Annotated in this window: 25 protein-coding genes and 1 tRNA gene; 7 read left to right on the top strand and 19 right to left on the bottom strand. The window is 72.9% G+C overall.

Going from position 1 to position 26,042, the window contains the following annotated elements; translation table 11 throughout:
• Positions 1-185: 185 nt before the first annotated feature.
• A complete protein-coding gene (locus CPE01_RS03020) occupies positions 186-1,553 on the top strand; it encodes an SLC13 family permease (RefSeq protein ID WP_186811385.1) in 1,368 nt (455 codons plus the stop codon).
• A 133-nt stretch (positions 1,554-1,686) separates the two neighbouring features.
• On the opposite strand, the gene CPE01_RS03015 is transcribed toward CPE01_RS03020, so the two are convergent.
• The 3 genes from CPE01_RS03015 to CPE01_RS03005 all read right to left on the bottom strand — a co-directional run bounded on the left by CPE01_RS03015 (position 1,687) and on the right by CPE01_RS03005 (position 4,064).
• Positions 1,687-3,066 carry a permease prefix domain 1-containing protein gene (locus CPE01_RS03015; protein WP_146805158.1) on the bottom strand — a complete coding sequence of 460 codons (1,380 nt, stop codon included), beginning with the start codon at positions 3,064-3,066 and terminating at the stop codon, positions 1,687-1,689.
• Positions 3,063-3,422, bottom strand: a complete 360-nt coding sequence (locus CPE01_RS03010) for a PadR family transcriptional regulator (protein WP_146805157.1) — start codon at positions 3,420-3,422, stop codon at positions 3,063-3,065. The genes CPE01_RS03015 and CPE01_RS03010 overlap by 4 nt, the downstream gene beginning before the upstream one ends.
• A gap of 78 nt (positions 3,423-3,500) precedes the next feature.
• Positions 3,501-4,064, bottom strand: a complete 564-nt coding sequence (locus CPE01_RS03005; protein ID WP_146805156.1) for an isocitrate lyase/PEP mutase family protein — start codon at positions 4,062-4,064, stop codon at positions 3,501-3,503.
• Positions 4,065-4,360: 296 nt separating this feature from the next.
• Here CPE01_RS03005 and CPE01_RS03000 point away from each other — a divergent pair, with 296 nt between their 5' ends.
• Positions 4,361-5,242, top strand: coding sequence for a manganese catalase (locus CPE01_RS03000; RefSeq protein WP_146805155.1), 882 nt, complete (start codon positions 4,361-4,363; stop codon positions 5,240-5,242).
• A gap of 70 nt (positions 5,243-5,312) precedes the next feature.
• Here the strand turns inward: CPE01_RS03000 and CPE01_RS16320 are convergent, their stop codons facing one another.
• The gene (locus tag CPE01_RS16320) at positions 5,313-5,471 is read right to left on the bottom strand and encodes a hypothetical protein (RefSeq protein WP_186811384.1); all 159 of its coding nucleotides are present in this window, start codon (positions 5,469-5,471) and stop codon (positions 5,313-5,315) included.
• 454 nt (positions 5,472-5,925) lie between these two features.
• Between CPE01_RS16320 and CPE01_RS16585 the strand changes: the two genes are divergently transcribed.
• Both CPE01_RS16585 and CPE01_RS02990 read left to right on the top strand, forming a co-directional pair.
• Positions 5,926-7,899, top strand: coding sequence for an eCIS core domain-containing protein (locus tag CPE01_RS16585; RefSeq protein ID WP_222592860.1), 1,974 nt, complete (start codon positions 5,926-5,928; stop codon positions 7,897-7,899).
• A gap of 105 nt (positions 7,900-8,004) precedes the next feature.
• A tRNA-Pro gene (locus CPE01_RS02990) sits at positions 8,005-8,078 on the top strand.
• Between the two features lie 97 nt (positions 8,079-8,175).
• On the opposite strand, the gene CPE01_RS02985 is transcribed toward CPE01_RS02990, so the two are convergent.
• Positions 8,176-9,102, bottom strand: coding sequence for a tyrosine-type recombinase/integrase (locus CPE01_RS02985; RefSeq protein WP_186811383.1), 927 nt, complete (start codon positions 9,100-9,102; stop codon positions 8,176-8,178).
• A 115-nt stretch (positions 9,103-9,217) separates the two neighbouring features.
• Complete coding sequence (locus CPE01_RS16315) at positions 9,218-9,403, bottom strand: hypothetical protein (protein ID WP_186811382.1); 186 nt, start codon at positions 9,401-9,403, stop codon at positions 9,218-9,220.
• 418 nt (positions 9,404-9,821) lie between these two features.
• Between CPE01_RS16315 and CPE01_RS02980 the strand changes: the two genes are divergently transcribed.
• Together CPE01_RS02980 and CPE01_RS02975 are read left to right on the top strand one after the other, a co-directional pair.
• Positions 9,822-10,277, top strand: coding sequence for a hypothetical protein (locus CPE01_RS02980; protein WP_146805153.1), 456 nt, complete (start codon positions 9,822-9,824; stop codon positions 10,275-10,277).
• Positions 10,278-10,315: 38 nt separating this feature from the next.
• Complete coding sequence (locus CPE01_RS02975) at positions 10,316-10,531, top strand: WhiB family transcriptional regulator (RefSeq protein WP_146805152.1); 216 nt, start codon at positions 10,316-10,318, stop codon at positions 10,529-10,531.
• 36 nt (positions 10,532-10,567) lie between these two features.
• On the opposite strand, the gene CPE01_RS02970 is transcribed toward CPE01_RS02975, so the two are convergent.
• From CPE01_RS02970 to CPE01_RS02910, 13 genes are all read right to left on the bottom strand, one after another.
• Positions 10,568-11,419, bottom strand: coding sequence for a hypothetical protein (locus CPE01_RS02970; RefSeq protein ID WP_146805151.1), 852 nt, complete (start codon positions 11,417-11,419; stop codon positions 10,568-10,570).
• A 141-nt stretch (positions 11,420-11,560) separates the two neighbouring features.
• Positions 11,561-12,088: a hypothetical protein gene (locus CPE01_RS02965; protein WP_146805150.1), complete on the bottom strand. Its 528-nt coding sequence runs from the start codon at positions 12,086-12,088 to the stop codon at positions 11,561-11,563.
• A gap of 326 nt (positions 12,089-12,414) precedes the next feature.
• Positions 12,415-13,488, bottom strand: coding sequence for a hypothetical protein (locus tag CPE01_RS02960; RefSeq protein WP_186811381.1), 1,074 nt, complete (start codon positions 13,486-13,488; stop codon positions 12,415-12,417).
• Positions 13,489-13,526: 38 nt separating this feature from the next.
• Positions 13,527-15,002, bottom strand: a complete 1,476-nt coding sequence (gene der / locus CPE01_RS02955; protein ID WP_146805149.1) for a ribosome biogenesis GTPase Der — start codon at positions 15,000-15,002, stop codon at positions 13,527-13,529.
• Positions 15,003-15,068: 66 nt separating this feature from the next.
• The gene (locus CPE01_RS02950) at positions 15,069-15,749 is read right to left on the bottom strand and encodes a lysophospholipid acyltransferase family protein (RefSeq protein WP_146805148.1); all 681 of its coding nucleotides are present in this window, start codon (positions 15,747-15,749) and stop codon (positions 15,069-15,071) included.
• Positions 15,746-16,468: a (d)CMP kinase gene (gene cmk / locus CPE01_RS02945; RefSeq protein WP_146805147.1), complete on the bottom strand. Its 723-nt coding sequence runs from the start codon at positions 16,466-16,468 to the stop codon at positions 15,746-15,748. Before cmk ends, CPE01_RS02950 begins: the two co-directional genes overlap by 4 nt.
• Positions 16,450-17,559 carry a prephenate dehydrogenase gene (locus tag CPE01_RS02940; RefSeq protein ID WP_146805146.1) on the bottom strand — a complete coding sequence of 370 codons (1,110 nt, stop codon included), beginning with the start codon at positions 17,557-17,559 and terminating at the stop codon, positions 16,450-16,452. Before CPE01_RS02940 ends, cmk begins: the two co-directional genes overlap by 19 nt.
• Entirely contained in the window at positions 17,556-18,440 is an 885-nt protein-coding gene (locus tag CPE01_RS02935; protein WP_246783690.1) for a pseudouridine synthase, read from the bottom strand. Before CPE01_RS02935 ends, CPE01_RS02940 begins: the two co-directional genes overlap by 4 nt.
• Positions 18,441-18,661: 221 nt before the next feature.
• Positions 18,662-19,390 (bottom strand): SMC-Scp complex subunit ScpB, encoded by a 729-nt coding sequence (scpB, locus tag CPE01_RS02930; protein ID WP_146805144.1) that lies wholly within the window; start codon positions 19,388-19,390, stop codon positions 18,662-18,664.
• On the bottom strand, positions 19,387-20,418 hold the full coding sequence (locus CPE01_RS02925) for a segregation and condensation protein A (RefSeq protein ID WP_371861971.1): 1,032 nt from the start codon (positions 20,416-20,418) through the stop codon (positions 19,387-19,389). Before CPE01_RS02925 ends, scpB begins: the two co-directional genes overlap by 4 nt.
• Positions 20,402-21,265 (bottom strand): ParA family protein, encoded by an 864-nt coding sequence (locus tag CPE01_RS02920; RefSeq protein ID WP_146805143.1) that lies wholly within the window; start codon positions 21,263-21,265, stop codon positions 20,402-20,404. Before CPE01_RS02920 ends, CPE01_RS02925 begins: the two co-directional genes overlap by 17 nt.
• Before the next feature lie 37 nt (positions 21,266-21,302).
• Positions 21,303-22,259, bottom strand: a complete 957-nt coding sequence (locus CPE01_RS02915; protein ID WP_146805142.1) for a site-specific tyrosine recombinase XerD — start codon at positions 22,257-22,259, stop codon at positions 21,303-21,305.
• 16 nt (positions 22,260-22,275) lie between these two features.
• Positions 22,276-23,145 carry a heme o synthase gene (locus tag CPE01_RS02910; RefSeq protein WP_246783709.1) on the bottom strand — a complete coding sequence of 290 codons (870 nt, stop codon included), beginning with the start codon at positions 23,143-23,145 and terminating at the stop codon, positions 22,276-22,278.
• Positions 23,146-23,802: 657 nt separating this feature from the next.
• Here CPE01_RS02910 and tkt point away from each other — a divergent pair.
• Positions 23,803-25,971 (top strand): transketolase, encoded by a 2,169-nt coding sequence (tkt, locus tag CPE01_RS02905; RefSeq protein ID WP_146805140.1) that lies wholly within the window; start codon positions 23,803-23,805, stop codon positions 25,969-25,971.
• Positions 25,972-26,042: the final 71 nt, after the last annotated feature.

Below are 26,042 nucleotides of genomic sequence, written 5' to 3'. Positions count from 1 at the left end.
CTGCGACGACGAAGAGGTCTCCCATCAGCTCCGCAACGGTCCCCGCCCCCGCGCACCCGCCGGCCGACCGCGCGCGCGGCAGTGCGGTGCCGCGCGCGGAGCGGCTCCGCCGCCCCAGCAGGTCCACCGTCGGCCTCGTCGCCGGCCCGGTCCTGGCGGCGCTCGTGGCCTGGCTCGTCCCCGACATGACGCCCGAGACCGCCGGAGCGCCGGCGTACGCCGGAGCCCTGACTGCCGCGACGCTCGTGCTCATGGGCGTGTGGTGGATGACCGAGGCGCTCCCGCTGGCGGTGACCGCGCTGCTCCCGCTCGTGATCCTCCCGGTGAGTGGCGTCGCACCCATGGCTGAGGTCGCCGCGCCCTACGCGAACAAGGTCATCTTCCTGTTCTTCGGCGGGTTCGTGCTCGCGATCGCGCTGCAGCGCTGGGACGTGCACCTGCGCATCGCGCTCGGCGTGGTGCGGCTCGTCGGGACCGCTCCCCGCAGGCTCGTGCTCGGCATGATGACCGCGACCGCGTTGCTGAGCATGTGGGTGTCGAACACGGCCACTGCCGTCATGATGCTGCCCATCGGCGTCTCGGTGCTCGCGATGCTCGGTCGCGAGCGCGGCCGCGTCGACCCACGGCTGTCGTCGGCGCTCATGCTCGGCATCGCGTACGCGGCGACCATCGGCTCGTTCGGCACGATCATCGCGAGCCCGCCCAACGCGCTGCTCGTCGGTTACCTCTCGGAGACGTACGGCATCGAGATCGGGTTCGGGCAGTGGATGGCGGTCGGCCTGCCGCTGTCGGTCGTGTTCCTGCTGCTCGCGTGGTTCGTGCTCACGCGCGTCGTGTTCCGGTTCGACCCCGCTCCCCTGTGCGAGGACGAGAGCGTGGTGCGGGCCGAGCTGCGGCGGCTCGGCCCGATGGGAGCGCCCCAGCACCGCGTCGTGGCGGTCTTCGCACTCGCGGCCGTGTCGTGGATCGCGCTGCCGTTCGTCTGGCCCGGCACGCCGGTGAACGACGAGGTCGTGGCGGTCGTCGTCGCCGTCCTGCTCTTCCTGCTCCCGTCGGGCGCCGACTGCGGCGGACGCCTGCTCGACTGGTCGGACACGCGCGAGCTGCCGTGGGGAATCCTGCTGCTGTTCGGCGGTGGGCTCGCCCTCGCGTCGCAGATCACCGCGTCCGGTCTGTCGGTCTGGATCGGCGAACGCGCGCACGGTCTCGACGGCATGCCGACCCTCGTCGTGGTCGCCGCCGTGTGCGCGCTGACCGTGCTGCTCACGGAGTTCATGTCCAACACCGCGACGGCCGCGACGCTGCTGCCCATCATGAGCGGCGTCGGCGTCGCGCTCGGTCACGGGCCGCTGCTGCTCGCGGCGCCCGTCGCGCTCGCGGCGGGGTGCACGTTCATGATGCCCGCGGCGACCCCGCCCAACGCGATCGCGTACTCGTCCGGGTACGTCCGGGTGCCCGACATGCTGCGCGCCGGGTTCCCCTTGAGCGTCTCGTCGATCGTGCTCGTGACCGTCACGGTCACGACGCTCGTCCGCTGGGTCCTGGGCGCCTGACCTGCGCACACGTCGGCACGGCTCGCGCCCGGGGCGACGCGCCGACAGCCGCTGCCCACCGTCGTCCGTGGTGCGCGCGGGAGGACGCGTGCGGCCCCGGCCTCGGTCGCGGACGTCACCGGCCGGCGACGGCTCAGGTGTACGAGAACACCGGCGGGAAGACGAGGACCACGACCGCGGCCCACGCCGCGTAGACCGGCAGGTAACGGGTCTGCCAGCGCTCGACCGCGCCGAAGGTTCCGCGCTCGCGGACGAACCGCCACAGCACCCGGCCGGTCTGCACCAGGTGCACGAGCAGGACGACGTTGAGCCCGAGCGCAGCGGTCTTGTTGGCCGTCCATCCCGCGTCGGCGATCCGGGTGACCATCGCGGTGAGCGCCACGGCGTCGACCGCGAGCGCCGCGACGACGAGCGCGAGCTGCAGCCAGTCGAACGCGCCGGCGGGCGCCTCCGGGTCGCGGGCGCTGGTCGAGTAGAGGACCAGCGCGAGCACGAGCAGCAGGATCGCGTCCATGAGGATGAGCAGGTTGCGGTCGACCCCGGTCAACGGTCCGCCCGCGAGCAGCGCGACGAGGGCCGCGACCAGCAGGACGAGCGTGAGCGGGAGGAACACGCGGGTGAGCACGGGCGCCATGTTCTCGACGACGCTCTTCTTCGCCTCGACCAGCCACGCCGCGACGAGGAACGCCCCGGGGACCGCGAACGGCATGAGCCAGTCCTGCACGAACGGCTCGACGTCGATGTCGACGACGTCGAACGTCGCGAGCAGCAGCCCGGTCAGCAGCCCGCCCCCGAGCGCGACGAGCGTGAAGTAGATGGCCAGCTCGCCCGTGAACCGCACGAAGTCCATGCGACGGGCGTGGTCGCGCCATGCTCCTGAGGTGTACGCGACGCCGACCAGGAACCACAGCAGCACGGGCAGGTGCGCCGCCGCCAGCGTGTACGTCGTCGCCGTGGCCGTGCCGTGCCCGTCGGTCGCGAAGGGGTAGAGGTTCACCGCGAGCGCGACACCGCCGGCGATCGCCGCGAGGGTGCCCGCGACCCGGCGCGGCAGGCTGCGTGACCACGCGAAGTACGCGGCGAGGAACGGCAGGACCGCGAACGCCACGTTGAGTGCGAAGCTCCGGTCGTCGCCCAGGGCCAGCAGCGCCTTGACCGCCATCCCGGCACCGACCGCCAGGGCGAGGAGGACTGCCAGGTCTCGGCGGCGACGGTCCGCCTCGGGCGGCGACCCCGGCACGAGCACGAGCTGCTTCCAGAGTCGCTCGGAGTGCACACGCGCGAACTCCCGCGAGATCTCGTCGATGCTGCCGAGACGGCGGACGGCGACGAGGAAGGCCTCCTCGTCGTCGAGGCCGCCCGCCCGCAGGTCGGCGATGCGGCCGCGCAGGTTGTCCTCGAGCTCCGCGACGTCGTCGGGGCTGATGGCGTCGCGCCGCGAGACCCAGGTGCGCCACTGGTCGATCTGGTGCTGCAGGCCGGGTCCGTCGCCGAGGGTCCCGTGCTCGCTCATGCCCAGGCCTCCGCCGCCCGGGGTGCGGGCAGCGCGCTCCAGACCTGGTGCAGGGCGTCCGAGACGACCTCCCACTGCGCCCGCCGCTGGGCGAGCGCCTCCTGCCCCGCGGGCGTCAGCGCGTAGTGCTTGCGCCTGCGACCGGCCTCGGACAGCCCCCACGTGGCGCGCACCAGGCCGTTGCGCTCGAGCCGGTGCAGGAGCGGGTAGAGCATGCCGTCGGTCCACTGCATCCTGCCGCCGGACAGCTCGTCGACCCGCTTGAGGATCGCGTACCCGTGCAGGTCGCCGTCGGCGAGGATGCCCAGAACCAGCGGCGTCGCGGACGCTGCCACGAGGTCCTTGTCGATGCGCACGGACCGCCTCCATACGTTGAGGTACTAGGTATGGCGACCCTAGCACTGCTACGTATCGGCATCGCGTGGCGGTGGCCGTCAGTCGTGCAGGAGCGCGTCGACGTCCGGCAGGCCCGCGTCGGCGTACGCCCGCAGGCGCCTGATCGTCTCGTCGATGTCGGGAACCCCGCAGACGAACCCCTCGGAGCGCGCCGTCAGGACGAGGCCCGTGCCGCTCGCGTCGATCGCCTCGCGCGCTGCCGCGACCCGCTCGACCGCGAGGCCGACGTCGAAGAGCGGGCGAGCAGGGTCTCCCGAGGAGTCCTCGATCGACAGGCCCGCGACTCCGGTCGCCGCCGCCAGCGTCACATTCCGGGCGACGCCGGCCGGGTCCACCGCGTAGCCGCCCTCGAAGTCGGCATTGACCGGCACCGACACCGCCGCGGCGATCGTCCGGAGGTGGTCGAGCGCCTGGTCGCGCGTCAGGTGGGCCTCCGGCACGCCGAGCGTCCAGGCAGCACCCGCGCTCGTCGTCGCCAGCGCGGGGAACCCCAGCCGCTCCAGGAACCGGGCCGTGCCGACGTCCCAGGGGTTCGGCATGACGAAGCACCCGTCGCGGTGCAGCTGCCGGAACTGCGCGACCCGATCCTCGTGCCCACCCATGTCACACTCCGTCGACGAGCCTGCACCTGCTCGCACCCTACGACGACCCGGCCCACGCCCTCATCCCCTGTCGCCGTCGTCCGCGCCGGTGGCCGGCCGCGCCGGCGTCGCCTGGAGTTGCGGGGCGACGAGGGCGGGTTAGCGTCGAGAGGTGGCTCGCGTGAGAGCCCCAGCTCCGGCGCAAGAAGGCCGTCGGCGCGCCCCGGGTACCGACCGGGCGGTCGCCGTGGCCGCGCGCCGTCGACCCGGCCCCACGACCGCCGTCTCGGGCGGGCTCGGACGGCACGGGAGGCTCCATGTTCCTGCACCGTCAGACGCTCCAGCACCAGGCCAAGCCCGACCAGCCCGACGCCGTCTACGCCCGCAAGCTCCAGGAGGTGCTCGGCGGGCAGTACGGCGAGATCACCGTCGCCATGCAGTACGCCTTCCAGTCGTGGAACGCGCACCTGCCCGGCAAGTATCGCGACCTGCTCTTCGGCATCGGCACCGAGGAGTTCGGCCACGTCGAGATCCTCGCGACGATGATCGCCCAGCTGCTCGAGAAGGCGCCGGTCGGCGTCACCGAGGGCGCGATGCAGGACGACCCGACCGTGGCCGCCGTCATCGGAGGGACCGACATCCAGCACGCGATCGTCGCCGGCGCCGGTGCGCGTCCCGTCGACTCTATGGGCAACCCCTGGTCCGGGAGCTACATCACCGCGAGCGGCAACCTGCTCGCGGACTTCACGGCGAACGCCAACGCCGAGATGCAGGGGCGCGTGCAGGTCGCCCGGCTTTACCACATGACCGACGACACGGGCGTGCGAGACCTGCTCGGGTTCCTGCTCGCGCGCGACACCATGCACCAGAACCAGTGGCTCGCGGCGGCGGCGGAGCTGCGCGCCGAGGGCGTGGAGGAGCTGCCCGTGCCCAGCAACTTCCCGTTGCGTCACGAGGACCGTGACGTGGCCTACCAGTACATCAACTTCTCGGACGGCGCCCACGCGTCCGAGGGCTCGTGGGCGTCGGGGCCGACGCCGGACGGCAAGGGCGAGTTCACCTACGTGGCCGAGCCCCCGCAGGGCGTGCCGATGCCTCCGCCCACGCACCCGGACGTGCGCTTCTACGGCACGACCGAGGTGCCGAACGTCGTCGAGAAGGCGGCCGGCACGGTGCAGGACGCCCTCGGCAAGGAGTGACGCGAAGCCGTGGCGCACGCACGTGGCTCGGCGGGTGGTTCGCAGCCCGCCGAGCCACGTGCGCGTGCGCTCAGGTGACGAGCAGCTGGTTCGCCGCCTGCTTGGCCTCGGCGCCGGCCCACGCAGCCTGGCGCAGCACCTCCGGTCGGCACTGCTGCTCGAGCGCCGCGAGCTCGGCGTCGTGCGTGGTCCTCGCGGCCATGCCGACGAGCTGCCAGACCAGCGCCACGCGTGTGGCGTGCGCGTGCAGCGAGACGAGGTCACCGAGAAGCGCCAGACCGGGGTCCTGCGCCGACCCGGGGTCCGCAGCCGACGCCGCGGCCTGCCAGACCGCTCCCCGCCCGGGGCGCTCGTCGACGCGGTGAGGGCGTCCGCGTGCCGGTCGGACCAGTCGGCGAGGGACGAGCTTCGACGGTCGCACTCGCTGAGGTCGTCGCGTCGCTGCTCTTGCGGTCGGTGCTCCGACGGCGCGACGATCGACGCGCCTGTCCGGTTCGTCTGAGGCCACGTCGGCCCGGACGAAGCCGTCCGACCGTGGGTCGGCGGTACCCGCGCAGGGGGAGCTCGCGACCCACCGGAGGCCCACCGTGACCCAGCACGCCGAGCGTGGTCGGAAGACGAACCCTGCGTCCGCGGCTTCGGGCGGCCTGCCCGTCGACCGCCCGGCCCCGGTCGGTCGTGACGTGGCGCCGTCGAACGCCGCGCCGCTCGACGGACTGGCGTTCGACGTGCGCAGAGCGGTCGAGCCGGCACCGTCCGACCCGCTCGGCGGGACGCCGCTGCCGGCCGAGACCCTGGCGGCGCTCGTGCGTCGTCGCGGCGCGGGCAGGCCGCTGCCCGACGCGCTCGCCGTCCCGCTCGGCGAGGCGATGGGAGCCGACTTCGGTGGCGTGCGCGTCCACGCGGACGGTGAGGCGGACCGGATCTCCCGCTCGGTGCAGGCGAGCGCGTTCACGCACGGCCAGGACATCTACTTCACCCAGGGCGCGTACGCGCCCGACAGCACCGGCGGCCGACAGCTGCTCGCGCACGAGCTGGCTCACGTCGTGCAGAACCAGACCGCGCGCCACGGCTCCAGCTCGTCGCAGACGACGATCGGGCACGCCGCCGACCCGGCAGAGAGCGCGGCTGACGGCGTGGCGGCCTCGGCACTGAGCCTCCTCCAGCGGCGCCACGAGCCGACGGCGACACCCACGGAGCTCTCCACGCCGGGCGCCCGCCCTGCGCTGAGCCGGCTGCGGCGCCATCACGCCGCGGGGGTGATCCGGCGCCGCGAGATCAACCCGTATTCGACCGGCCAGAGCCACGACGGGTGGACGCTGACCGGCCACCACATCATCGGCCACGCCAAGCTGGTCGAAGCCGCCAGGACGTTGAGCGCCGACCAGCGCAACGACATCTACATCCGCTCGATCCCTCAGGTGTTGACCCAGAAGATGCTCGAGCTGCTCAAGGTCACGCTGCCCGACTACAGCCCGGACGCGCTGGCGGCGGTCCGGGCGCGCCTGGCGGACCCCGCCGACACCGGGGAGATCGGCGGGCAGCGGATCCAGGACGTCCGTGAGTCGTTCTACGAGTGGCAGCAGGGCAACCAGTACGCCGGCCCGAACACCTCCATCCGCACGGAACCCGTCGACGACAAGGCCGACATGGACCGTGACGGTCGGTACTTCGCGCCGAGGTACGAGGAGCTCGAGGCCGAGGGCGACGGGCTGTACGGCGACCTGAAGAAGCACCGCGCGGCCAAGACGGACGAGGCGCGAGCCGCGATCGCTCTGGAGATCCATGCGCGGCTCCAGCGCATCCTGGCCATCACCGCCAACCAGGCCAACGCGGCCTTCAGCCCGACCGACTGGACGGAGATCACCTCGCTGGACGAGGTCGAGCGGCTGGCGAGCAACCCGGACCTGGGCCGCAAGCACCTGCGTGGCTACGCCTACTTCGTGCTGCCCCTGGCCTCGATCGGTCAGGCCCCGTACGAGGACCTGCTGCCGCGGTCGGGCGGCGAGTACACGTACGGCGGCAAGAAGGTACCCGGCTCGATCCAGGGCACCAAGCTCTTCGTGAAGATCGTCGACGCGGAGAAGCACACTGCTCCGCCCACCGAGGCGGAGAAGACGCTCCGAGAGGTGCTCACCGATCTCCAGCTCGCCGTGACGGACGGCGACGACACCGTGGACGTCACGGTGCCCGCCGGGAGCCGCGCGGGCGAGCCCCAGCCCACGGTCTTCCGGATCAAGGGGTACAACGCCCTGCCGATCACCTACACCCGACGCAGCGGAGACGTCTTCACCGTCCCGAAGTCGCAGCTCGCCGAGAAGATCAAGGTGAAGGGCAGCGCCGGCAAGTCCCTGTACTCCTACTTCCAGGAGAAGAAGACGCCCACCTCCACCTACCTGCCCAAGGGGCTCTACGACGCGGTGACCGTCGGCATCCCCGCGCTGGAGACGCTGGTCAAGGAGGAGAACCAGAAGGTGCTGGTCAGTCAGCAGCGTCTGGCCGAGCTGGACTCCGTCAAGGAGAAGACCCAGAAGCAGGAGGAGGAGGTCAAGGAGTACACAGCCGCGCTGGCCCTCGCGCAGCAGAGCGCCTCCAAGTACCAGGCCGAGCTGACCGACCTCCGCACGAAGGTGACCCCCCGCTCCGCGCTCAAGTAGCGGACGCACCGCGGCACCACGTGCCGCCAGGACGACACGGATGGGACGGGCGACGAGGCACCCGCGCCCGTACGGTAGGCTGTCGCAGGCTTCTTCGGGAGCCATCGGGCTGTGGCGCAGCTTGGTAGCGCACTTGACTGGGGGTCAAGGGGTCGCAGGTTCAAATCCTGTCAGCCCGACAGGTAAAGACACAGATCAGGGGCCGTTTCCGAGAGATTGGGACGGCCCCTGATTCGTGTCTCAGGACGTTCCATGAGTCATTCGCTCGACCATGAGTCATCCGTGGCCGAGCGCGCCCACCGCAGCGTCGACAGCGTCGCGTGCCGACTGCTCGCTGACGTGTCCGTACACGTCGATCGTGATGTTGATCGACTCGTGTCCGGCGACCCGGCTGACGACCGCGAGCGGTACGCCTGCGTTCACCATGCCCGAGAGCGCCGTGTTCCGCGTGGCGTGCATCGAACCCTCGACCCCGGCGCGCTTCGCGAGCGCCGTGAACCATCGGCTGATGTTGCGCGGGGCGTGCGGCGTGCCAGCCGTCGTCGTGAACACGTGGTCGGTCGCGATCCACGAGATCCCAGCGGCGAGCCGGTCGAGGCGCTGCTGCTGACGCTGCGCCCGCAGCGCGGCGACGACAGGCGCTGACAGCGGCATGGTTCGCCAGCCGCGAGCTGTCTTGGGCGGCTGAATCACGAGGCCGTGCTCGGTCCGGGTGATCAGCAACGGCGGCAGCTGGTCATCCTGTGCAGCGGCGACTAGCGCAGCAACGCCCGAGGCGTCGAAGTGCTTCGCCTCGGCTCGGCGCAGCGTCGGCCTCGTGACGGTCGCGGCGACGTTCGTGGCGACGACGCCGTCGCGGACAGCGGTATCGAGCATCGCGCGCAGGATCGTGAGTGCCTGACGCCGCGTGCTCGCCGACTTGCCCGCCGCGCTGAGATCGGCGAGCCATGTCTCGACGTCGGTCGGGCGCAGCTTGTCGAGCCGGATCCCTCCGAGGTACGGGCGGATCAGCGTCTTCGCGAGGGTCCGATAGATCATCTTGGTCGTCTCTCGGCGCTCGGATGCCGCTAGGGATGTCGGATCCCAGCGCTGGGACCATGGCGCGACTGTGCCCGTCGAGTCGCGCAGTGGCTTTCCGCCTGCGCGGCGGCGCTGCATGTCCCGGAGCGCTTCGAGCGCCTCGCGACGGGTGCGCTTGGTCACCCGCTGCAGCTTGCGCTTGCCCGTCGCTGCGTCGACGTACGGGACCCGAGCCACGAACCCACCGTTCGCCTCATAGATCCTGCCCTCGCCGTGCGAGCGCGTCGCGTCGTGGTCGTCATGCCTGGTCCTCGTTCCTAGTGCTGCGCTGGAGCGTGCGGTCGCCCGCTCCGCGCTCGTGCTCGCCGAGGCCGACGAGCTCGTCGCCGCTGGCGCACGCTGGGTACAGCTCGACCAGGCCGACGACCTCGAGCCCGCGCCCGTTCCGACGCCCGAGCTCGCCGACGGCATGAGCTGGCAGCAACGCCTCGACGATGAGCAAGAGCGGCTGTGGCTGCTCGCGCGCGAGGACGAGGTGCGGCGCGAATACTTCGAGACTCTCTGTACGCGCAGCGTCACGCGCTCGACGTCGACGCCGTCCTGCAGGCGCACCGCTAGCTCGACGAGGTCGACGCGATACGCACGAACACGCCGAGCACCGCGGGTTGGGGAACCGAATCGCGACCGCAGCGCGAGGTTCCCGTCACGGACCCGGCCCGGCTCGAACGGGCAACCACCCTCGCCGAGCTGCGGTCGGACGCGCCTTTACCGGGTGGGCACGCCTTGGGCGGGTTCGCCGCGATTCTACCGATGACTGAGGCGCACGGCCCGGGTTTTCGTCCTCAGGCGGCCAGGGCATCCCGCGATGGATCTCGGGCACTCACGTACCGGGGCGGCGACCAGTGGCGATCCGACCCCGATCGCCGGAGCGCGCCCCGATCGCCTCCGCTGCGCCCGAGCGCCGCCTGCAGCTCGTCGGGCAGCCGCCCGAGCGGGTGTACGTGCGCGACGGCTGCGGCGTCGTGCTCGTCGACCGAGCGCCGGACGCGCGATGCTCTCGGTCCTGCCGCAAGCGTGCCGAATGGTCGCGCGTCGTCGCCCGAGAGGCCACCCGCAAGGCTGCGCGGCTCGCCCAGGTCGCCGAGCTCGTGCGGGCTTCCGCCGACCCCGCGCGCGGGCTCGACGAGCCGTTCTGGTGCTGGCGGATCCGGGCCGCTCTCGCACGGGGCCGGACGGGCGAGGCCGCCGACCTGTGGGCGCGGGCCGTCGAGCTGGTCCGCGACCGGACGATCCCGACCGAGCTCGCGCTCGCCGCCGACGAGCTCGGCTGGGCGGTGCCTGCCCGATGGACACGCTGACCCGGTCGGCTCGTCCGGGCGCTGGTGCGTCGTCGGCCGTGGCCGAACTGACGTCGGCGGCGATCCTCGCGGGCGCGCCCTGCACGAGCGGGGACCCCGCCTGGATCTCGCCGCGCAGCACGGCCGCCGAGGTCGCCGAGGCGTGCCTCCGCTGCCGCTCCTGCCTGGTCCTCGTGCCGTGCGGCGAGGCTGCCCGCGAGCTGCGCCCGTCGTTCGGCGTGTGGGCGGGCAGGCGGTACGGCGCAGCTCGGTAGCGACGATGGCGTCGGCCTCGACGGCGGGCCGTACGGCTACTCCGTGGCATCCGCCGTACCGGGCCCGACCAGCTCGACCCGCCCGTACACGATCGCGAGGATCTGGTCGACGTAGCTGATCAGCGATCCCAGGGTCTCGATCAGTTGCTGCGGTCCCATCGGCGTTTCGATCACGAGGTTCGCCCTGAGGGCGAATGAGCCCCTGACCTTCACGATCGGGTCGACCGTTCGGTTCACCATGAGTACTGCACCGTCGGTGAGGTCGGGTGCGTGCAACGTGGTGTCAGGTGGAACGTTGCGCCCGGCCGCCGCATCATCGGCGAACTCCACGCTCCAGTCGTGGCCCATCTCCACTGCCGCGACCTGCGCCACGATCTTCGATCGGTGCTTGTCGTCGTTGTCGAGGCGCTGCAGGATCGCCAGCGCGTCCCCGGGCTGTTCCGCTGCAGGACGCTGAAACGGCTGAATCCGCCAGATCCGCTCGATCGCGTCGGCAGGCAGACCGTCGAGGTTGCGCTCCGGGACGCCTCTCCAGCGTTCGGCCGTCGTGACTATCGGAAAGCTGATCCAGGTCGGACTCGACGGCTCCCGTCCGCCGCTCGTCGCGAGATCCCAGACCGCTGCATCGAGAGCGCTGCGCAGGTTGTGCACGCAGTCGCCCACGTAGGCACCCCACTCGTCTAGTGGCGGCGGCGACAGCACGTGCAGGCGCATGGACCAGCTCAGCCGATCGTCCGCGACCACGGCATCGCCGTAGAACGGACTCGTGGCAAACCAGAGGCCGATTCGTGCCTGCAGCTCGGACAGGTGCTGCGCTGCGCGAGCGACCTTGACGTTCGGCCAGGTGGACGATGGGACCCCTGCTGTGGGTGTGATCGGCTCGGTCATGTGCCCATGCTCGATGCCAAGCAGGGGTGCACGCTGCAGGCTCGCTCTGAGCCCGTACGCGCCCCCTGGGCGGCCTGGCGGCCTCGGCCTGGTCAGCGGCCCGGGACGCCGTGGGAGGCGCTGAGAATCGCAGCCGCAGGATTAGCGCCCCGCGCTCGCGCGAGTCGCGGTCAGGCCGAGAGCAAGCTCGACGCGGTCGATAGGCAGGCACCGAGGACGGCGAGCACGACGCCGACCAGTTCGAGCCGCACCGAACTCGTCGCGACGTCCGCGATCGAGGCTCGCAGGGCAGCGAGATCCTTGCCTGTTCCGATCGAGTAATCGGTCGCCGCATGGTGCGCGGCGATAGCGCGCTTCGAGCTCGCGGGCGATCTGCACCAGCGCGTCGACCCGCCTGCCGAGGTCGCCGTCGTCGCTCGCGGTCCGCTCGGCTGCTGTGAAGTCGACGTAGCCGATCCCAGTCCCGGACATGCCGTAGATCCGCGATCGCGGTCGCGGCGTACGCGTGACTGTGTGTCGCCACCAGTCGCGCAACCGACGCGGAATGACGATCGGTTCGGACGCTCGGAATCGACGCCAGTCGCGCACGGCGGCCGTGACCGCCAGGACCGATCCCGCGACGGTCAGCACCAGACCGAGCACGAGCAACACGACCTGCGCGTGAGACATGCCGCGACGCTAGCGGGCGAGCGTTCGGCGCTACGGGTGGCGCGCGCGATCAGTCGCCGCCGGAGGGCAGCGCGAGAGCTGGGGAGAGCCGCCGAGTCATGAGTCGTTCCATGAGTCACTCGATCTCCGAATGGGGTGTCCGAGTCGCTGCGGCTCGCTTCGCCAGGCGCACTTTTCGCGCAGGTCACGGTCGGATTCTGGCTGCGCTGCGTTGCGCGCTGTTCTTTCCCTGGCATGGCCGGGGGTAAAGGGGTCGCAGGTTCAAATCCTGTCAGCCCGACAACATCAGGCCTGGTGAGACGTCGTCTCACCAGGCCTGAGTCGTCTCATCGTCCGCTCGGACGGCCGCCGCCCAGACCCGCCTCGGCCTCCTCGGTGTCTCCTGAGTGCGCGCGTTCGCGTAGGACGTCGAGCTCGGCGGCGACGAGCCCGAGCAGGACCACGTCGAGCGCGAGGCCCGCGTAGCCCGCCCACTCCTCGATGCGCAGGAGGGCGACCTGCGTGACCAGGAGGCTCACGAGCACGCCCCGGCGGAACCAAATGAACGCGTGCTCGCGGTCGTCGGCCAGGAGCCCGGCGATGCACGCGGCGGTGGTCGCGGCGCCGCCGACGAGCAGCGCGCCGACGATCCACCCGGACGTCCCGCCGTCGCGTGCGAGCCACAGACCCCGTGCGACGCCGACCAGCGCGGTCCCCGCGATGGTCACGACCGCGACACGTGGGACCCAGGCCGCGCGCACGAGCCGACGAGACAGGGCGACGACGGTGTGCGAGGCCCAGGCGATCGGGTCGGGCAGCTCGCTGCGGTCGGGCCGGACCGTCGCGACGAGCGCCGCCGCCTCGTCGCGGCCCGGGACGCCGTCCGCGCCGTCCAGCAGGTCGTTGGCGTGCGCGCGCACGCGCGGCGAGAAGCCCCCCGCGACCCCGGCGACGGCTTGGTCGACCGCGGCGGCGAGCCGCTCGGGCGGGACCGCGCTGCGGCGTCCCGACAGCGCCTCGCCGATGAGCGCGAGCGCGACCACCGAGATGTACACGAGCATCGCGGTGGGGCCGTAGAAGTAGTCGTAGTCGTCGGTGACGAACTTGCCGATCTCGTCGACGAACAGGCCGAAGCCCACTCCCCCGACCAGCACGACGATCGGCCGGACGACGGGGCCGATGAACGACAGCGCGAGCATCACGGCCACGGCGAGCAGCAGGCCGCCCCACAGGACGTGAGAGATGTGCAGGCCCTCTCCCCCGACCTGCGGGAAGCCCGTGGCCGCCAGCGCGCCGCGGGTCACCAGCACGGTCAGCACGGTGACGACGAGGAAGCTCGTCACGTGACGGGACGCGTGCGGGTCGCGCGGCAGCCCCCAGCGCAGCAGCAGGCCGCGCGGACCGCGGGCAGACCACGGCACGCTCGTCGGTGTGTCCCGGGTCGTGCGGCCGTCGGGCGTCACCGCTTGCGCTTCTCCCGCACGCGCACGGAGATGGTGATCGGGGTGCCCTCGAAGCCGAACGTCTCACGCAGGCGCCGCTCGACGTACCGGCGGTACCCCGGGTCGAGGAAGCCGGTGGTGAAGAGCACGAAGCGCGGCGGGCGGGTCGAGGCCTGCGTCGCGAACAGGATGCGCGGCTGCTTGCCGCCGCGCACCGGGTGCGGGTGCGCGGCCACGAGCTCGCCGAGGAACGCGTTGAGGCGGCCCGTCGGGATGCGCATGTCCCACGACTCGAGCGACCGCTCGAGGGCCGGGACCAGGCGCTCGGCGTGCCACCCGGTCTTCGCGGAGATGTTGACCCGCGGCGCCCAGGTGACCTGCACGAGCTCCTTCTCGATCTCGCGCTCGAGGTAGGGCCGGCGGTCCTCGTCCATGAGGTCCCACTTGTTGTACGCGATGACCAGCGCACGGCCCGCGTCGATGACCTGCTGGATCACGCGCGTGTCCTGCTCGGTCATCGGGGTCGACGCGTCGAGCAGCACGACGGCGACCTCGGCCTTCTCGATCGCGGCCTGCGTGCGCAGGCTCGCGTAGAAGTCCGCGCCGGAGGTCTGGTGCACACGACGGCGGATGCCGGCGGTGTCGACGAACACCCACGGCACGCCCTTGAGGTGGATGAGCTCGTCGACCGGGTCGCGCGTGGTGCCCGCGACGTCGTCGACGACGACGCGCTCGGCACCTGCGACCTTGTTCAGGAGCGAGGACTTGCCGACGTTCGGGCGGCCGACGAGCGCGACGCGGCGCGGTCCCTGCGGACGCAGGACGCCGTGCTCGGACACCTCGGGCAGCGCGTCGAGGGCCGCGTCGAGCAGGTCCCCCGTGCCGCGTCCGTGCAGCGCCGAGACCGGGTACGGCTCCCCCAGGCCGAGCGCCCACAGCGCGGCGGCATCCGCCTCGCCCGCGGGGCCGTCGACCTTGTTGGCGCACAGCACGACGGGCTTGCCCGAGCGGCGCAGCAGGCGCACGACCTGCTCGTCGGTGTCGGTCGCCCCCACGGTCGCGTCGACGACGAAGACCACGGCGTCCGCCAGGGCGATCGCGACCTCGGCCTGCTCGGCGACGCGCGCCTCGATGCCGGCGACGTCGACCTCCCAACCGCCCGTGTCGACGAGCGTGAACCGCCGGCCCGACCACTCGGCCGGGTAGCTGACGCGGTCGCGCGTCACGCCGGGCTTGTCCTCGACGACCGCCTCGCGGCGACCGAGGATCCGGTTGACGAGCGTCGACTTGCCGACGTTCGGGCGGCCGACGACCGCGAGCACGGGCAGCGGCGCCTCCGGGGCACCCTCCTCGTCGTCGCCGACCTCACCGTGCAGGAGGGCGAGGTCGTCGTCCTCGAGCTCGTACTCGGCCAGACCGGCTCGCAGGGCGCGCTCGCGCTCGGCGTCCCCGGCCTCGTCGGGCAGGACGAAGTCGACCTCAGGCTCACTCATGGGACCCATTGTCCCTGACGATCGCGTCGCTGCCGGACGCCTCGCGCGTCAGGTGCCGCTGAGGCCTCAGACCGCGTTCAGCGGGTCGTCGGTCGGGAGCGGGATACCCGTGGCGGTCACCGTCGCGGCGACGTGCAGCGCGAGCGCGTCCCGCAGCCGGTCGTTGGCCTCCGCCATCGCCTGTCGTCCCGGCACCCCGACGGCACGCTCGACGACGACGGGCTCGCCGAACGCGACGACGAGCCGCTGACGCAGACGCGGCAGGTGGTTGACGCCCTGCCCGGTTCGCCGTGTGCCGAGGATCGCGACGGGCACCACGGGCGCCCGCCCGTTGAGGGCGAGCCACGTGATGCCGGCGCGGGAGTCGGACGCGTCCCCGCGTCCCCGGCTGCCCTCGGGGAAGATCCCCACGACGGCGCCGCGCTTGAGCACCTCGAGAGCGGCTGCAAGCGCGGCGCGCGGGTTGTCGCGGTCGACGGCGATCTGGTCGACCGTGCGCAGGACAGCGCCGATCGGGCCGGCGAACATCTCCTGCTTGATGAGCATGTGCGCGGGCCGCGGCGAGGCACCCACGAGCACCGGCCCGTCGACGACGCCCGTGTGGTTCGCGGCGAGCAGAACAGGGCCGTGCGCCGGGACGTGGTGCGCGCCGAGGACCTTGGTGGCCCACACGCCGTGCGCGAGGACGCGCCCGAGGCCATGGCCGACGCGAGCGCCCGTCGTCGGGCGCTCGTGCCGGTCGTTCACGCGCGCGTCCCGGACACCTCGGCGACGACCTGCAGGACGGCCGCCACGGTCTGCTCGAAGTCGAGGTCGGACGAGTCGACCGTCACCACGCCGTCCGCGGCGACGTGGAACTGCACGACCGTCGAGTCGTCCGCGTCGCGGCGCAGCACCTGGTCGCGCGTGGCCTCGACCGCGGCGTCGTCGTCCGAGCCGTGAACGTCACGAGCCCGACGCGCGAGGCGCGCCTCCTCGGACGCCGTCAGCAGGATCCGGACGTCGGCGTCGGGCGCGACCACGGTCGTGATGTCACGCCCCTCGGCGACGATCCCGCGCCCCTCGGAGAACGACGAGGCCGCCGCCTCCACGGCGATCGCCACGCGCTGGCGCCGGCGCAGCTCGTCACGCACCGCGAGGTTCGTCGCGACGGCGCTCACGGCCGCCGAGATCTCGGTGGTCCGGATCGCCTCGCCCACGTCAGTCCCGCCGACCACGACGTGCGGCGCGTCCGGGTCGACGCCCTGGTCGAGCGGCAGGTCACGGACCGCCTGCGCGACCGCGTCCTGGTCGGCCAGCGGGACGCCGGTGTGCACGCACCACCAGGTCGCGGCGCGGTACATCGCGCCCGTGTCCAGGTACGCCAGCCCGAGCCGGCGCGCGACCTCGCGCGAGACGCTCGACTTGCCCGACCCCGACGGTCCGTCCACCGCCACGACGAGCGCACTCACACGACCAGCCTCCATCCACGTTCCACGAGCTCCGCCTCGAGGCGCGCAGCGCTGCCGGGCAGCACCGAGATCGCCGCCATGCCGACCTGCCGCCCGGCCGCGTGCTCGAGCCGCAGGTCCTCCAGGTTCACGCCTGCCTCACCGATCTCCGTCAGCAGGCGCGCGAGCTCACCCGGCGAGTCGGGCACCAGCACGGTGACCTCCTCGTACGCACGCTGTGCGCCGCCGTGCTTGCCCGGGATGCGGGCGACGCCCTCGTTGCCGGCCGCGATCGCCCGCGCGAGCGTCACCAGGACACCGGTGGCGATCGTCTCGGGCCCGTCGGCCTCGTCGGCCGACGCGAGCGCGTCGATGACCTCGTCGAGGTCGCCGCGCAGCGCCTCCAGGAGCGGACGGACGGCGGCCGAGTTCGCCGCGAGGATCGAGGTCCAGAGCTCGGGGTCGGAGGCCGCGATGCGCGTCACGTCCCGCAGCCCCTGCCCCGCGAGCCCGAGCGCCGCGTCGTCGACGCCGACGAGCCGGGCGGCCATGAGCGACGACACGACCTGCGGGACGTGCGAGACGGCCGCTACGGCCGCGTCGTGCGCGTCGGCGTCCATCGTCACCGGGACGGCGCCCAGGTCGACCGCGAGGGCACGTACCGCGAGCACCGCGTCCGCCGACGACTCCTCCGCCTCCGCGATGACCCACGGGCGGCCGAGGAACAGGTCGGGCACGGCCGCCGAGGGGCCGGAGCGCTCGCGTCCCGCCATCGGGTGCGACCCCACGTAGCGGTCCAGCGGCACGCCCGACGCCCGCAGCTCGGCCAGCACGTGGCCCTTCACCGAGGCGACGTCGGTGACGACCGCTCCCGGGTGCGCCTCGAGCTGGGCGCGCACCACGCCGGCAGTCACGTCCGGCGGCGCTGCGACGACGACCAGCGCGGGTTCGTCGTCGTCCGGACGCGCCGAGCGCCCCGCGCCCACGTCCCGCGCGAGCGCGACCGCGGTCCGCGAGGGGTCCTGCAGCCGCACGTCGACGCCCTCCGCGGTCAGCCGCAGCCCCACGGACGCGCCGATCAGCCCGACCCCGACCACGAGGACGGGGCCCGTGGTCGCGGCCGTCACATGCCCGCCTGCGACATCAGGGAGCCGATCTCGACCTGGGACAGGACGCGCGTCCTGCCCTGCTTGAGGTCGCCCAGCCGGATGGGGCCGATGCGCGTGCGCACGAGCTTGGTGACCGGGTGGCCGACCTCCTCGAGCATGCGGCGCACGATGCGGTTGCGTCCCTCGTGCAGCGTGAGCTCGACGAGGCTCAGGTGCGACAGCGCCTGCACGATCGTCACCTTGTCGGCCTTCGCCGGACCGTCCTCGAGCTCGACGCCCTTCTGCAGGCGCTGGGCGATCCCGGGCGTGATCCGGCCCTGCACCTCGGCGAGGTACGTCTTGGGCACGCCGCTGGACGGGTGCGACAGGTGGTGGGCGAGCTCGCCGTCGCTCGTCAGGAGCAGCAGGCCTTCGGTGTCCGCGTCGAGCCGGCCGACGTGGAACAGCCGCTCGGTGCGGTCCGCCACGTACTGCGCGACCGACGGGCGGCCCTGCTCGTCGTGCATCGTCGAGACGACGCCCTTCGGCTTGTTCAGCGCGATCGTCACGTGCGTCGAGTCGAGCTGGACGCGCATGCCGTCGACGAGGACCACCGCGTGCGCCGGGTCGACGCGTACCCCGAGCTCCATCACCACCTGGCCGTCGACCTCGACGCGGCCCGAGGCGATGAGCGCCTCGCACGCGCGCCGCGACCCCAGACCCGCCGCGGCGAGGAGCTTCTGCAGCCGCACGCCCTCGGGGTCGTGCACGTCGATCGTGGGCGTGGCGGGTGCGCGTCGCGCCGCAGCCGGGCGCGCGCTCGTCGGACGGGACGCGCCGCGACCCTTCACCGGGCCACGCGACTGGCCGGACTGGCCGCGGTGCGTCTTCTTCGCCGCGCCACGCGCGTCGTCACCCACGCCGCGGCCGGTCGAGCTGGACGCCCCCGACGCACCGCGTCCACCGGCGCCAGCCGACGAGCCGCGGCCCGAGGAACCCCGACCGGACGTGCCGCCGGCCGAGGAACCCCGACCGGACGTCCCGCCGGACGCGCCGCGGCCCGAGCCGCCGCCGCGAGGCGCGCCTCCCCGCGCTCCGGGGCGTCCGTTGCGGTCCGCGTCACCGCGGCGCTGCTGGGGGCTCATGCTGGTCCTCCGATCGTGGCGCCGGGTTCGTCGACGCCCTCGAGGGCGTCGATCTCCGGCAGGTAAGGCGCGAGCGGGGGCAGCTCGTCCAGGCTGGACAGGCCCATCCGCTCCAAGAAGTATCCCGTGGTCCCGTAGAGCAACGCACCGCTCGTCGGCTCCGTGCCCACCTCGACGACGAGACCGCGCGCCGTCAGGGTGCGCATCACACCGTCGACGTTCACGCCGCGCACCGCGGAGACCTGCCCGCGCGTGACCGGCTGGCGGTACGCCACCACGGCCAGAGTCTCGAGGGCGGCCTGCGTGAGCCGGGCGGTCTGCCCGTCGAGCACGAACCGCCCGACGACATCGGCGTAGGGCGTGCTCGAGTAGATGCGCCAGCCGTCCCCGGCCCGCCGCAGCTCGAAGCCGCGCGGCCGGCCCCCGTGCTCGCCGCGGTAGTCGGCCGCGAGCTCGTCGAGCAGCTCCTCGACGCGGGCGGTGGGCAGTCCGAGGACGGCCGCGAGCCGGACCGCGGGCACCGGCTCGTCGGCGACCATGAGGACCGCCTCGAGCGCGGCCAGCGCACCGCCAGGCAGGTCGTCGACGTCGAACGCGAGCTCGTCGGGCACCGGGACGTCGCCGGTGTCGTCGGCCGGGGTGCCGGCCACGGGCCCCGGGACGTCGTCTGAGGCGTCGGTCACGGGCTCGTCGTGCTCCGGCGCGACGGACGGGTCGTGGCTCATGCGTCCTCCTCGGACAGGTGCGGCGCGTCGGTGGCCGCCTCGTCGGGTGCCGGCCCGTCGACCGTGGCGGCGTCCCCGGCGGTCGTGTCGAGCTGGTCGAAGTCGTCGGAGACCGTGACGTCGCCCTCGGCGGCCCCGGTCCACCGCACGGTCAGCTCCCCGAGCGGCGTCACCTGGTCGAACCCCACGGCGCCCTCACGGAACAGCTCGAGCACGGCCAGGAACCGCGCGACGACGACGATCGTCGAGCCCGCGTCCGCGACGAGCGTGCGGAAGGACACCGCACCGTGGTGCCGCAGCCGGTCGACGAGGACCGCGGCCTGCTCGCGCACCGAGACCGGTGGGGCGTGCAGGTGGCTGATGTCGACGCCGGGCGGCGGCGCCTTCGGCGCGAGCGCCTTGGCCGCCAACGCGGCCAGCTGCTCGGGTCCGACCTGCATGACGAGCTCGGGCAGCAGCGCGGCCAGGTGGGGCTCGAGCGCGACGGTACGCGGGAACCGGCGTCCTTCGGTGGCCCACCGGTGCGCGAGGTGCGCCGCGACCTCCTTGTACGCGCGGTACTGCAGCAGCCGGGCGAACAGCAGGTCACGCGCCTCCAGGAGCTCGAGGTCCTCGGCGTCCTCGACGTCCGCCGACGGCAGCAGCCGGGCGGCCTTGAGGTCGAGCAGCGTCGCGGCCACGACCAGGAACTCCGACGCGCGGTTGAGGTCCCACTGCGCCTCGGCAGCTCGCAGGTACGCGATGAACTCGTCCGTGACCTGCGCGAGCGCGACCTCGGTGATGTCGAGCTTGTGCTTCGCGATCAGGCCGAGCAGCAGGTCGAACGGACCCGAGAAGTTGTCGAGGTGCACCTCGAAGCCGGCCGTCCCGGCGGGTGCAGTCCCGACGGGTTCGGACCCGGCCGATGTGGACCCGGCCGGCGGCCCGGCGGCCGAGCCGAGCTGGTCGCGAGTCGGGGTCGGTGCCGCCTCGTCCGGGGTGCTGCCCGCCGTGTCGCCTCCGGCCGCGAGGTCAGGCGGCGTCGCCACGGGAGACGAGCTCGCGCGCGAGCTGGCGGTAGGCCTGCGCGCCCGTGTGGGTGGGCGCGTACGTGGTGATCGGCTCGGCCGCGACCGTCGCGTCCGGGAACTTCACCGTGCGGCCGATGACGGTCTGCAGGAGCGTGTCCCCGAAGGCCTCGTGGACGCGCGCGACGACCTCGCGGGCGTGCAGCGTGCGCGAGTCGTACATGGTCGCGAGGATGCCGTCGACCTCGAGGCGCGGGTTGAGCCGGTCGCGCACCTTCTCGATCGTCTCGATCAGCAGCGCGACACCGCGCAGCGCGAAGAACTCGCACTCGAGCGGGATCAGCACGCCGTGCGCGGCCGTCAGCGCGTTGACGGTGAGCAGGCCGAGCGACGGCTGGCAGTCGATGAGCACGACGTCGTAGTCGTCCAGCACGGGCCGCAGTGCGCGCGACAGGACGGACTCGCGCGCGACCTCGCCGACGAGCTGGACCTCGGCCGCCGACAGGTCGATGTTCGCGGGCAGCAGGTCCAGCCCCGGCGTGCTCGTGTGCCGGATGACGTCGGAGACCTGCGCGTCGCGCTCCATCAGCAGGTTGTAGATCGTCAGGTCGAGCTCGTGCGGGCTGATGCCCAGCCCGACGGACGCGGCGCCCTGCGGGTCGAAGTCGACGATGAGCACCTTGCGCCCGTACTCGGCGAGCGCGGCGGCCAGGTTGATGGTCGTCGTCGTCTTGCCGACGCCGCCCTTCTGGTTGCACATCGCGATCACGCGCGCGGGCCCGTGCGAGGCCAGGGGTGCGGGCTCCGGGAAGACGGGCAGTGCTCGCCCGACGGCGTCCAGTTCCTGCGTCGTGTCGCTGCTCACCACGTCGCACAACCTACCGGAGCGGACGCTCCTGACACGATCAGCGCGCCCGTGGATGACTGAGCTGGTAGACCTCGCGCAGCGTGTCGGGCGTCACGAGCGTGTAGATCTGCGTCGTCGTGACCGATGCGTGCCCCAGCAGCTCCTGGACGACGCGCACGTCGGCACCGCCCGCGAGCAGATGCGTGGCGAACGAGTGTCGCAGCGTGTGCGGCGACAGGTGCGCTCCCCCGGCTCCCGCCAGACCCGCTCGCTCGGCCGCGGTCCGCAGGGCCGCCCATGCGCTCTGGCGCGACAGCCGCGCGCCGCGGGTGTTGAGGAACACCGCGGGCGTCCCTCGACCGGCCGCCGCCAGCTCCGGCCGACCTCGCACGAGGTACGCCTCGAGGGCGTCGAGCGCGAACGAGCCGACCGGCACCACGCGCTCCTTGCCGCCCTTGCCCAGCAGGCGCACGGCCGCGCGCCCGGGCGTCGCGTCGACGTCGTCGACGTCCAGTCCGACGGCCTCCGAGATGCGCGCCCCGGTGGCGTAGAGCAGCTCGAGCAGCGCGCGGTCCCGCAGCGGCACGGCACCGTCGCCGAAGCCGGCCGCGTCGATCAGCCGGCCGACCTCGTCGACCGAGATGGCCTTCGGCAGGCGACGAGGCGTGGCCGGAGGCCGCACCGCACCCGCGGCGTCGTCGGCCGTCACGCCGTCCAGCACCCAGAACCGGTGCCAGCCGCGCACCGCGACGACCGCACGCGCGGCGGACGAGGCCGACAGCGCGCTTCCCCCGTCCGACCCGGTGCGCAGCGCGAGCAGGTAGTCCTCGACGTCCTGGGAGGCCACGTCCTGCGGCTCGTGACGTCCGCGCGCGACGAGGTAGGCGACGTACCGGCCGAGATCGCGGCGGTACGCGGCGAGCGTGTTGCGGGACAGCCCGCGCTCGACCGTCAGGTGTGCGAGGTACTGCTCGAGGGCGCGCTCGAGCGGCGTGCGGGAGACCACCTGCGTCACCGCGCGGGACCGCTCGTCAGAGGGGCAGGAACACGTCGACGGAGACGGCGACGGACAGGAGCGTCAGGTAGGTGATCGACGCGTGGAACACGCTCATCGCCCGGAGCTTGCCGCGGGCCGGGTCCTCCGCGCGGCGCAGCAGGCGCACGCACAGCACGAGGAACCAGACGCCGAGCGCGGTGGCGAGCACGGCGTAGACCCATGTCATCCCCGCGGCGGGGACCAGCAGCAGCGAGCACGCGATCATCGCGAGCGTGTAGCCGATCATCTCGCGCGCGACCTTGGTGTCCTGCGCGACGACGGGGAGCATCGGCACGCCCGCGGCGGCGTAGTCGCGGCGGAACTTCATCGACAGCGGCCAGTAGTGCGGCGGCGTCCAGAAGAAGATGACCCCGAACAGCAGCACCGCGGGCCAGCCCACGGTGCCGGTCACGGCGGACCACCCGATGAGCACCGGCATGCAGCCGGCCGCGCCGCCCCACACGATGTTCTGCGGCGTGCGGCGCTTGAGGATCATCGTGTAGCCGACGACGTAGATGAGGATCGCACCCGCGGTCAGCATCGAAGACACGGGGTTCACCAGGAACCACAGCCAGGTGAGGCTGACGACGCCGAGCACGAGGCCGAACGTCAGTGCGGCACGCGGGCTGATCTCCCCCGTCGCCGTCGGGCGGCGGCGGGTCCGGTTCATGACGCGGTCGATGTCGCGGTCGATGTAGCAGTTCAGGACGTTCGCCGAGCCCGCGGCGGTCGCACCGCCGACGAGCGTCGCCAGGACGAGGCCGAGGCTCGGCCAGCCCTCCTGCGCGAGGATCATCGTCGGGATCGTCGTCACGAGCAGGAGCTCGATGACGCGGGGCTTGGTCAGCGTGACGTAGCGGGCCACGACTGCCCGGGCCCGCGCGACGCGGCCCGCCGGCGTGGCGGCCGCTGCCGCGAGCGTGCCGGTGCGCGCGTCGGACGCGGGAGCCGCCGTCGTGCCGGCGGCGGGCGCGGACTCGCTGCGCACCGCAGCACCGCGAGGAGCACCAGCACCGTGCGCGTCGGCGACGACGCCGTCAGTCGACCTGCCGTCGACGGACGAGGGGCTGGTGAGGCGCACGCGAGGCGGTTCCGTTCGTTCGGGGTCGGCCGGTCGCTGCGGTGCGCCGGTCGGGGGCTGACGTCGACGGCCATGCTACGCCGCGCGCGGGACGAAAGGCCCGCCAGCACGCCCGGCGGGACCTGTGAGATCGGTCGCGCGCCGCACATCGTCCGGCGTGGCCGCGTGAGAGTGGCCGGAGGCTGGTCATCGTCGCTCGACCTCTGTGCATGCGCTATAGGCTCGAGCGGCAACCGGCGTCCGTCCGCGCGCGACGTCGTCCGGGTGCGCCCCGAGCAGGGCCGCATCCGCACGAACCGGCGCGCGGGCCAGCCACGGACGACCGTGCGCTCGCGAGAACCCTCGCGAGGCCGTGCCGCCTGACCGCCTGCGGGCGCCTGACGGACACGGCACGCAAGTCGGAACACGTCACCCGGCTCCCCCGGGTGGGAATGAGGTGCGGTGAACGCGAAGGCTCCCCTGGCCCAGACGGTCGGTTGGACCGACCTGGACGTGAAGGCTGTCGACACGGTGCGCGTCCTGGCGGCGGACTCGGTCGAGAAGGTCGGCAACGGACACCCGGGGACGGCGATCAGCCTCGCCCCCGTGGCCTACCTCCTGTACCAGAACGTGCTCCGGCACGACCCGCAGGACACGCACTGGCTCGGTCGTGACCGCTTCGTCCTGTCGGCGGGTCACTCCTGCCTGACCCAGTACATCCAGCTCTACCTGGGCGGCTTCGGCCTCGAGCTCGAGGACCTGCAGGCGCTGCGGACCTGGGGCTCGAAGACCCCGGGGCACCCCGAGTACAAGCACACCGAGGGCGTCGAGATCACGACCGGCCCGCTGGGCCAGGGCCTGGCCTCGGCGGTCGGCTTCGCGATGGCGCAGCGCCGCGAGCGGCAGCTGCTGGACCCCGAGGCGCCCGCGGGCACGAGCCCGTTCGACCACTACACGTACGTGATCGCCTCGGACGGCGACCTGCAGGAGGGCGTGACGAGTGAGGCCTCGTCGCTGGCCGGCACGCAGGAGCTCGGCAACCTGATCGTGCTGTGGGACGACAACCACATCTCGATCGAGGGTGACACCCAGATCGCGTTCACCGAGGACGTGCTGGCGCGCTACGAGTCGTACGGCTGGCACGTGCAGTTCGTCGACTGGACCGCCGGCGGCGAGTACCGCGAGGACGTGGACGCGCTGCACGCGGCCATCGAGGCCGCCAAGGCCGTGACGGACAAGCCGTCCTTCATCGGGATCCGCACGCTCATCGCGTGGCCGACGCCCGGCAAGACCGACGACCACTCGTCGCACGGCTCGAAGCTCGGCACGGACTCGATCCGCGGCCTCAAGGAGATCCTCGGCTTCGACCCGGACCAGACGTTCGAGGTCGCGCCCGAGGTCCTCGCGCACACGCGTTCACTGGCGGACCGCGCCGCGACCGTCCGCGCCGCATGGCAGGAGTCGTTCGACGCCTGGAAGGCCGCCAACCCGGAGCGCGCCGCGCTCCTCGAGCGGCTGCGGGCCGGCGAGCTGCCCGCGGGCTGGACCGACTCGCTCCCGGTGTTCCCCGCCGGCAAGGCCGTCGCCACGCGCGCGGCCTCCGGTGAGGTGCTCTCCGCGATCGCCGACGAGCTCCCCGAGCTCTGGGGCGGCTCGGCCGACCTGGCCGGCTCCAACAACACGACGATGAAGGGCCAGCCGTCCTTCATCCCGGCGCACCGCTCCACGCACGAGTTCGCGGGCGACGAGGGCGGCCGCACGCTGCACTTCGGCATCCGTGAGCACGGCATGGGCGCGATCCTGTCCGGTATCACGCTGCACGGCCTGACCCGCGCCTACGGCGGCACGTTCCTGCAGTTCGCGGACTACATGCGCGGCTCGGTCCGGCTCGCCTCGCTCATGGGCGTGCCCGCGATCTACGTGTGGACGCACGACTCGATCGGCCTCGGCGAGGACGGCCCGACGCACCAGCCCGTCGAGCACCTCACCGCGCTGCGCGCGATCCCCGGCCTGGCGGTCGTCCGTCCCGCGGACGCCAACGAGACGGCGCAGGCGTGGAAGGCGATCCTCGAGCACCGCGACGGTCCGGTCGGCCTGATCCTCACGCGCCAGAACGTCCCGACGTTCCCGCGCGGCGAGGACGGCTTCGCGGGCGCCGAGGGTGTCGCCAAGGGCGCCTACGTGCTCCTCGAGGCGAGCACCGGCACGCCCGAGGTCATCCTCATCGGCACGGGTTCCGAGGTCCAGCTCGCGGTCGAGGCGCGCGAGACGCTCGAGGCCGCCGGTGTCCCGACGCGCGTCGTCTCGGCGCCGTCGCTCGAGTGGTTCGCCGCTCAGGACGAGGCGTACCGCGAGTCGGTCCTGCCGTCGTCGGTGCGGGCGCGCGTCTCGGTCGAGGCCGGCATCGCGCTCTCGTGGCACAAGATCGTCGGCGACGCGGGCCGCAGCATCTCGCTCGAGCACTTCGGCGCGTCGGCGGACTACCAGGTGCTCTACCGCGAGTTCGGCATCACGACGGAGGCCGTCGTCGCGGCCGCGCACGAGTCGATCGCGGCCGCGCGCGGCGACGCGGCGCCGTCCGCGTCGCAGGCCGCCCCGACGGCGACCGGCACGGGCGACCAGCAGGGCTGATCCGCACGGGTGCACGGGACGCCACAACTCCAGCAGGCGTCCCGTGCACCCGCGGGTCAGGATGACGAGGA

It is taken from the genome of Cellulomonas persica (genome assembly GCF_007989825.1).
GTDB classification, from domain to species: Bacteria; Actinomycetota; Actinomycetes; order Actinomycetales; family Cellulomonadaceae; genus Cellulomonas; species Cellulomonas persica.
The sequence above is the reverse complement of the archived record's forward strand: the minus strand, read 5'-3'. Positions and strand labels throughout refer to the sequence as shown.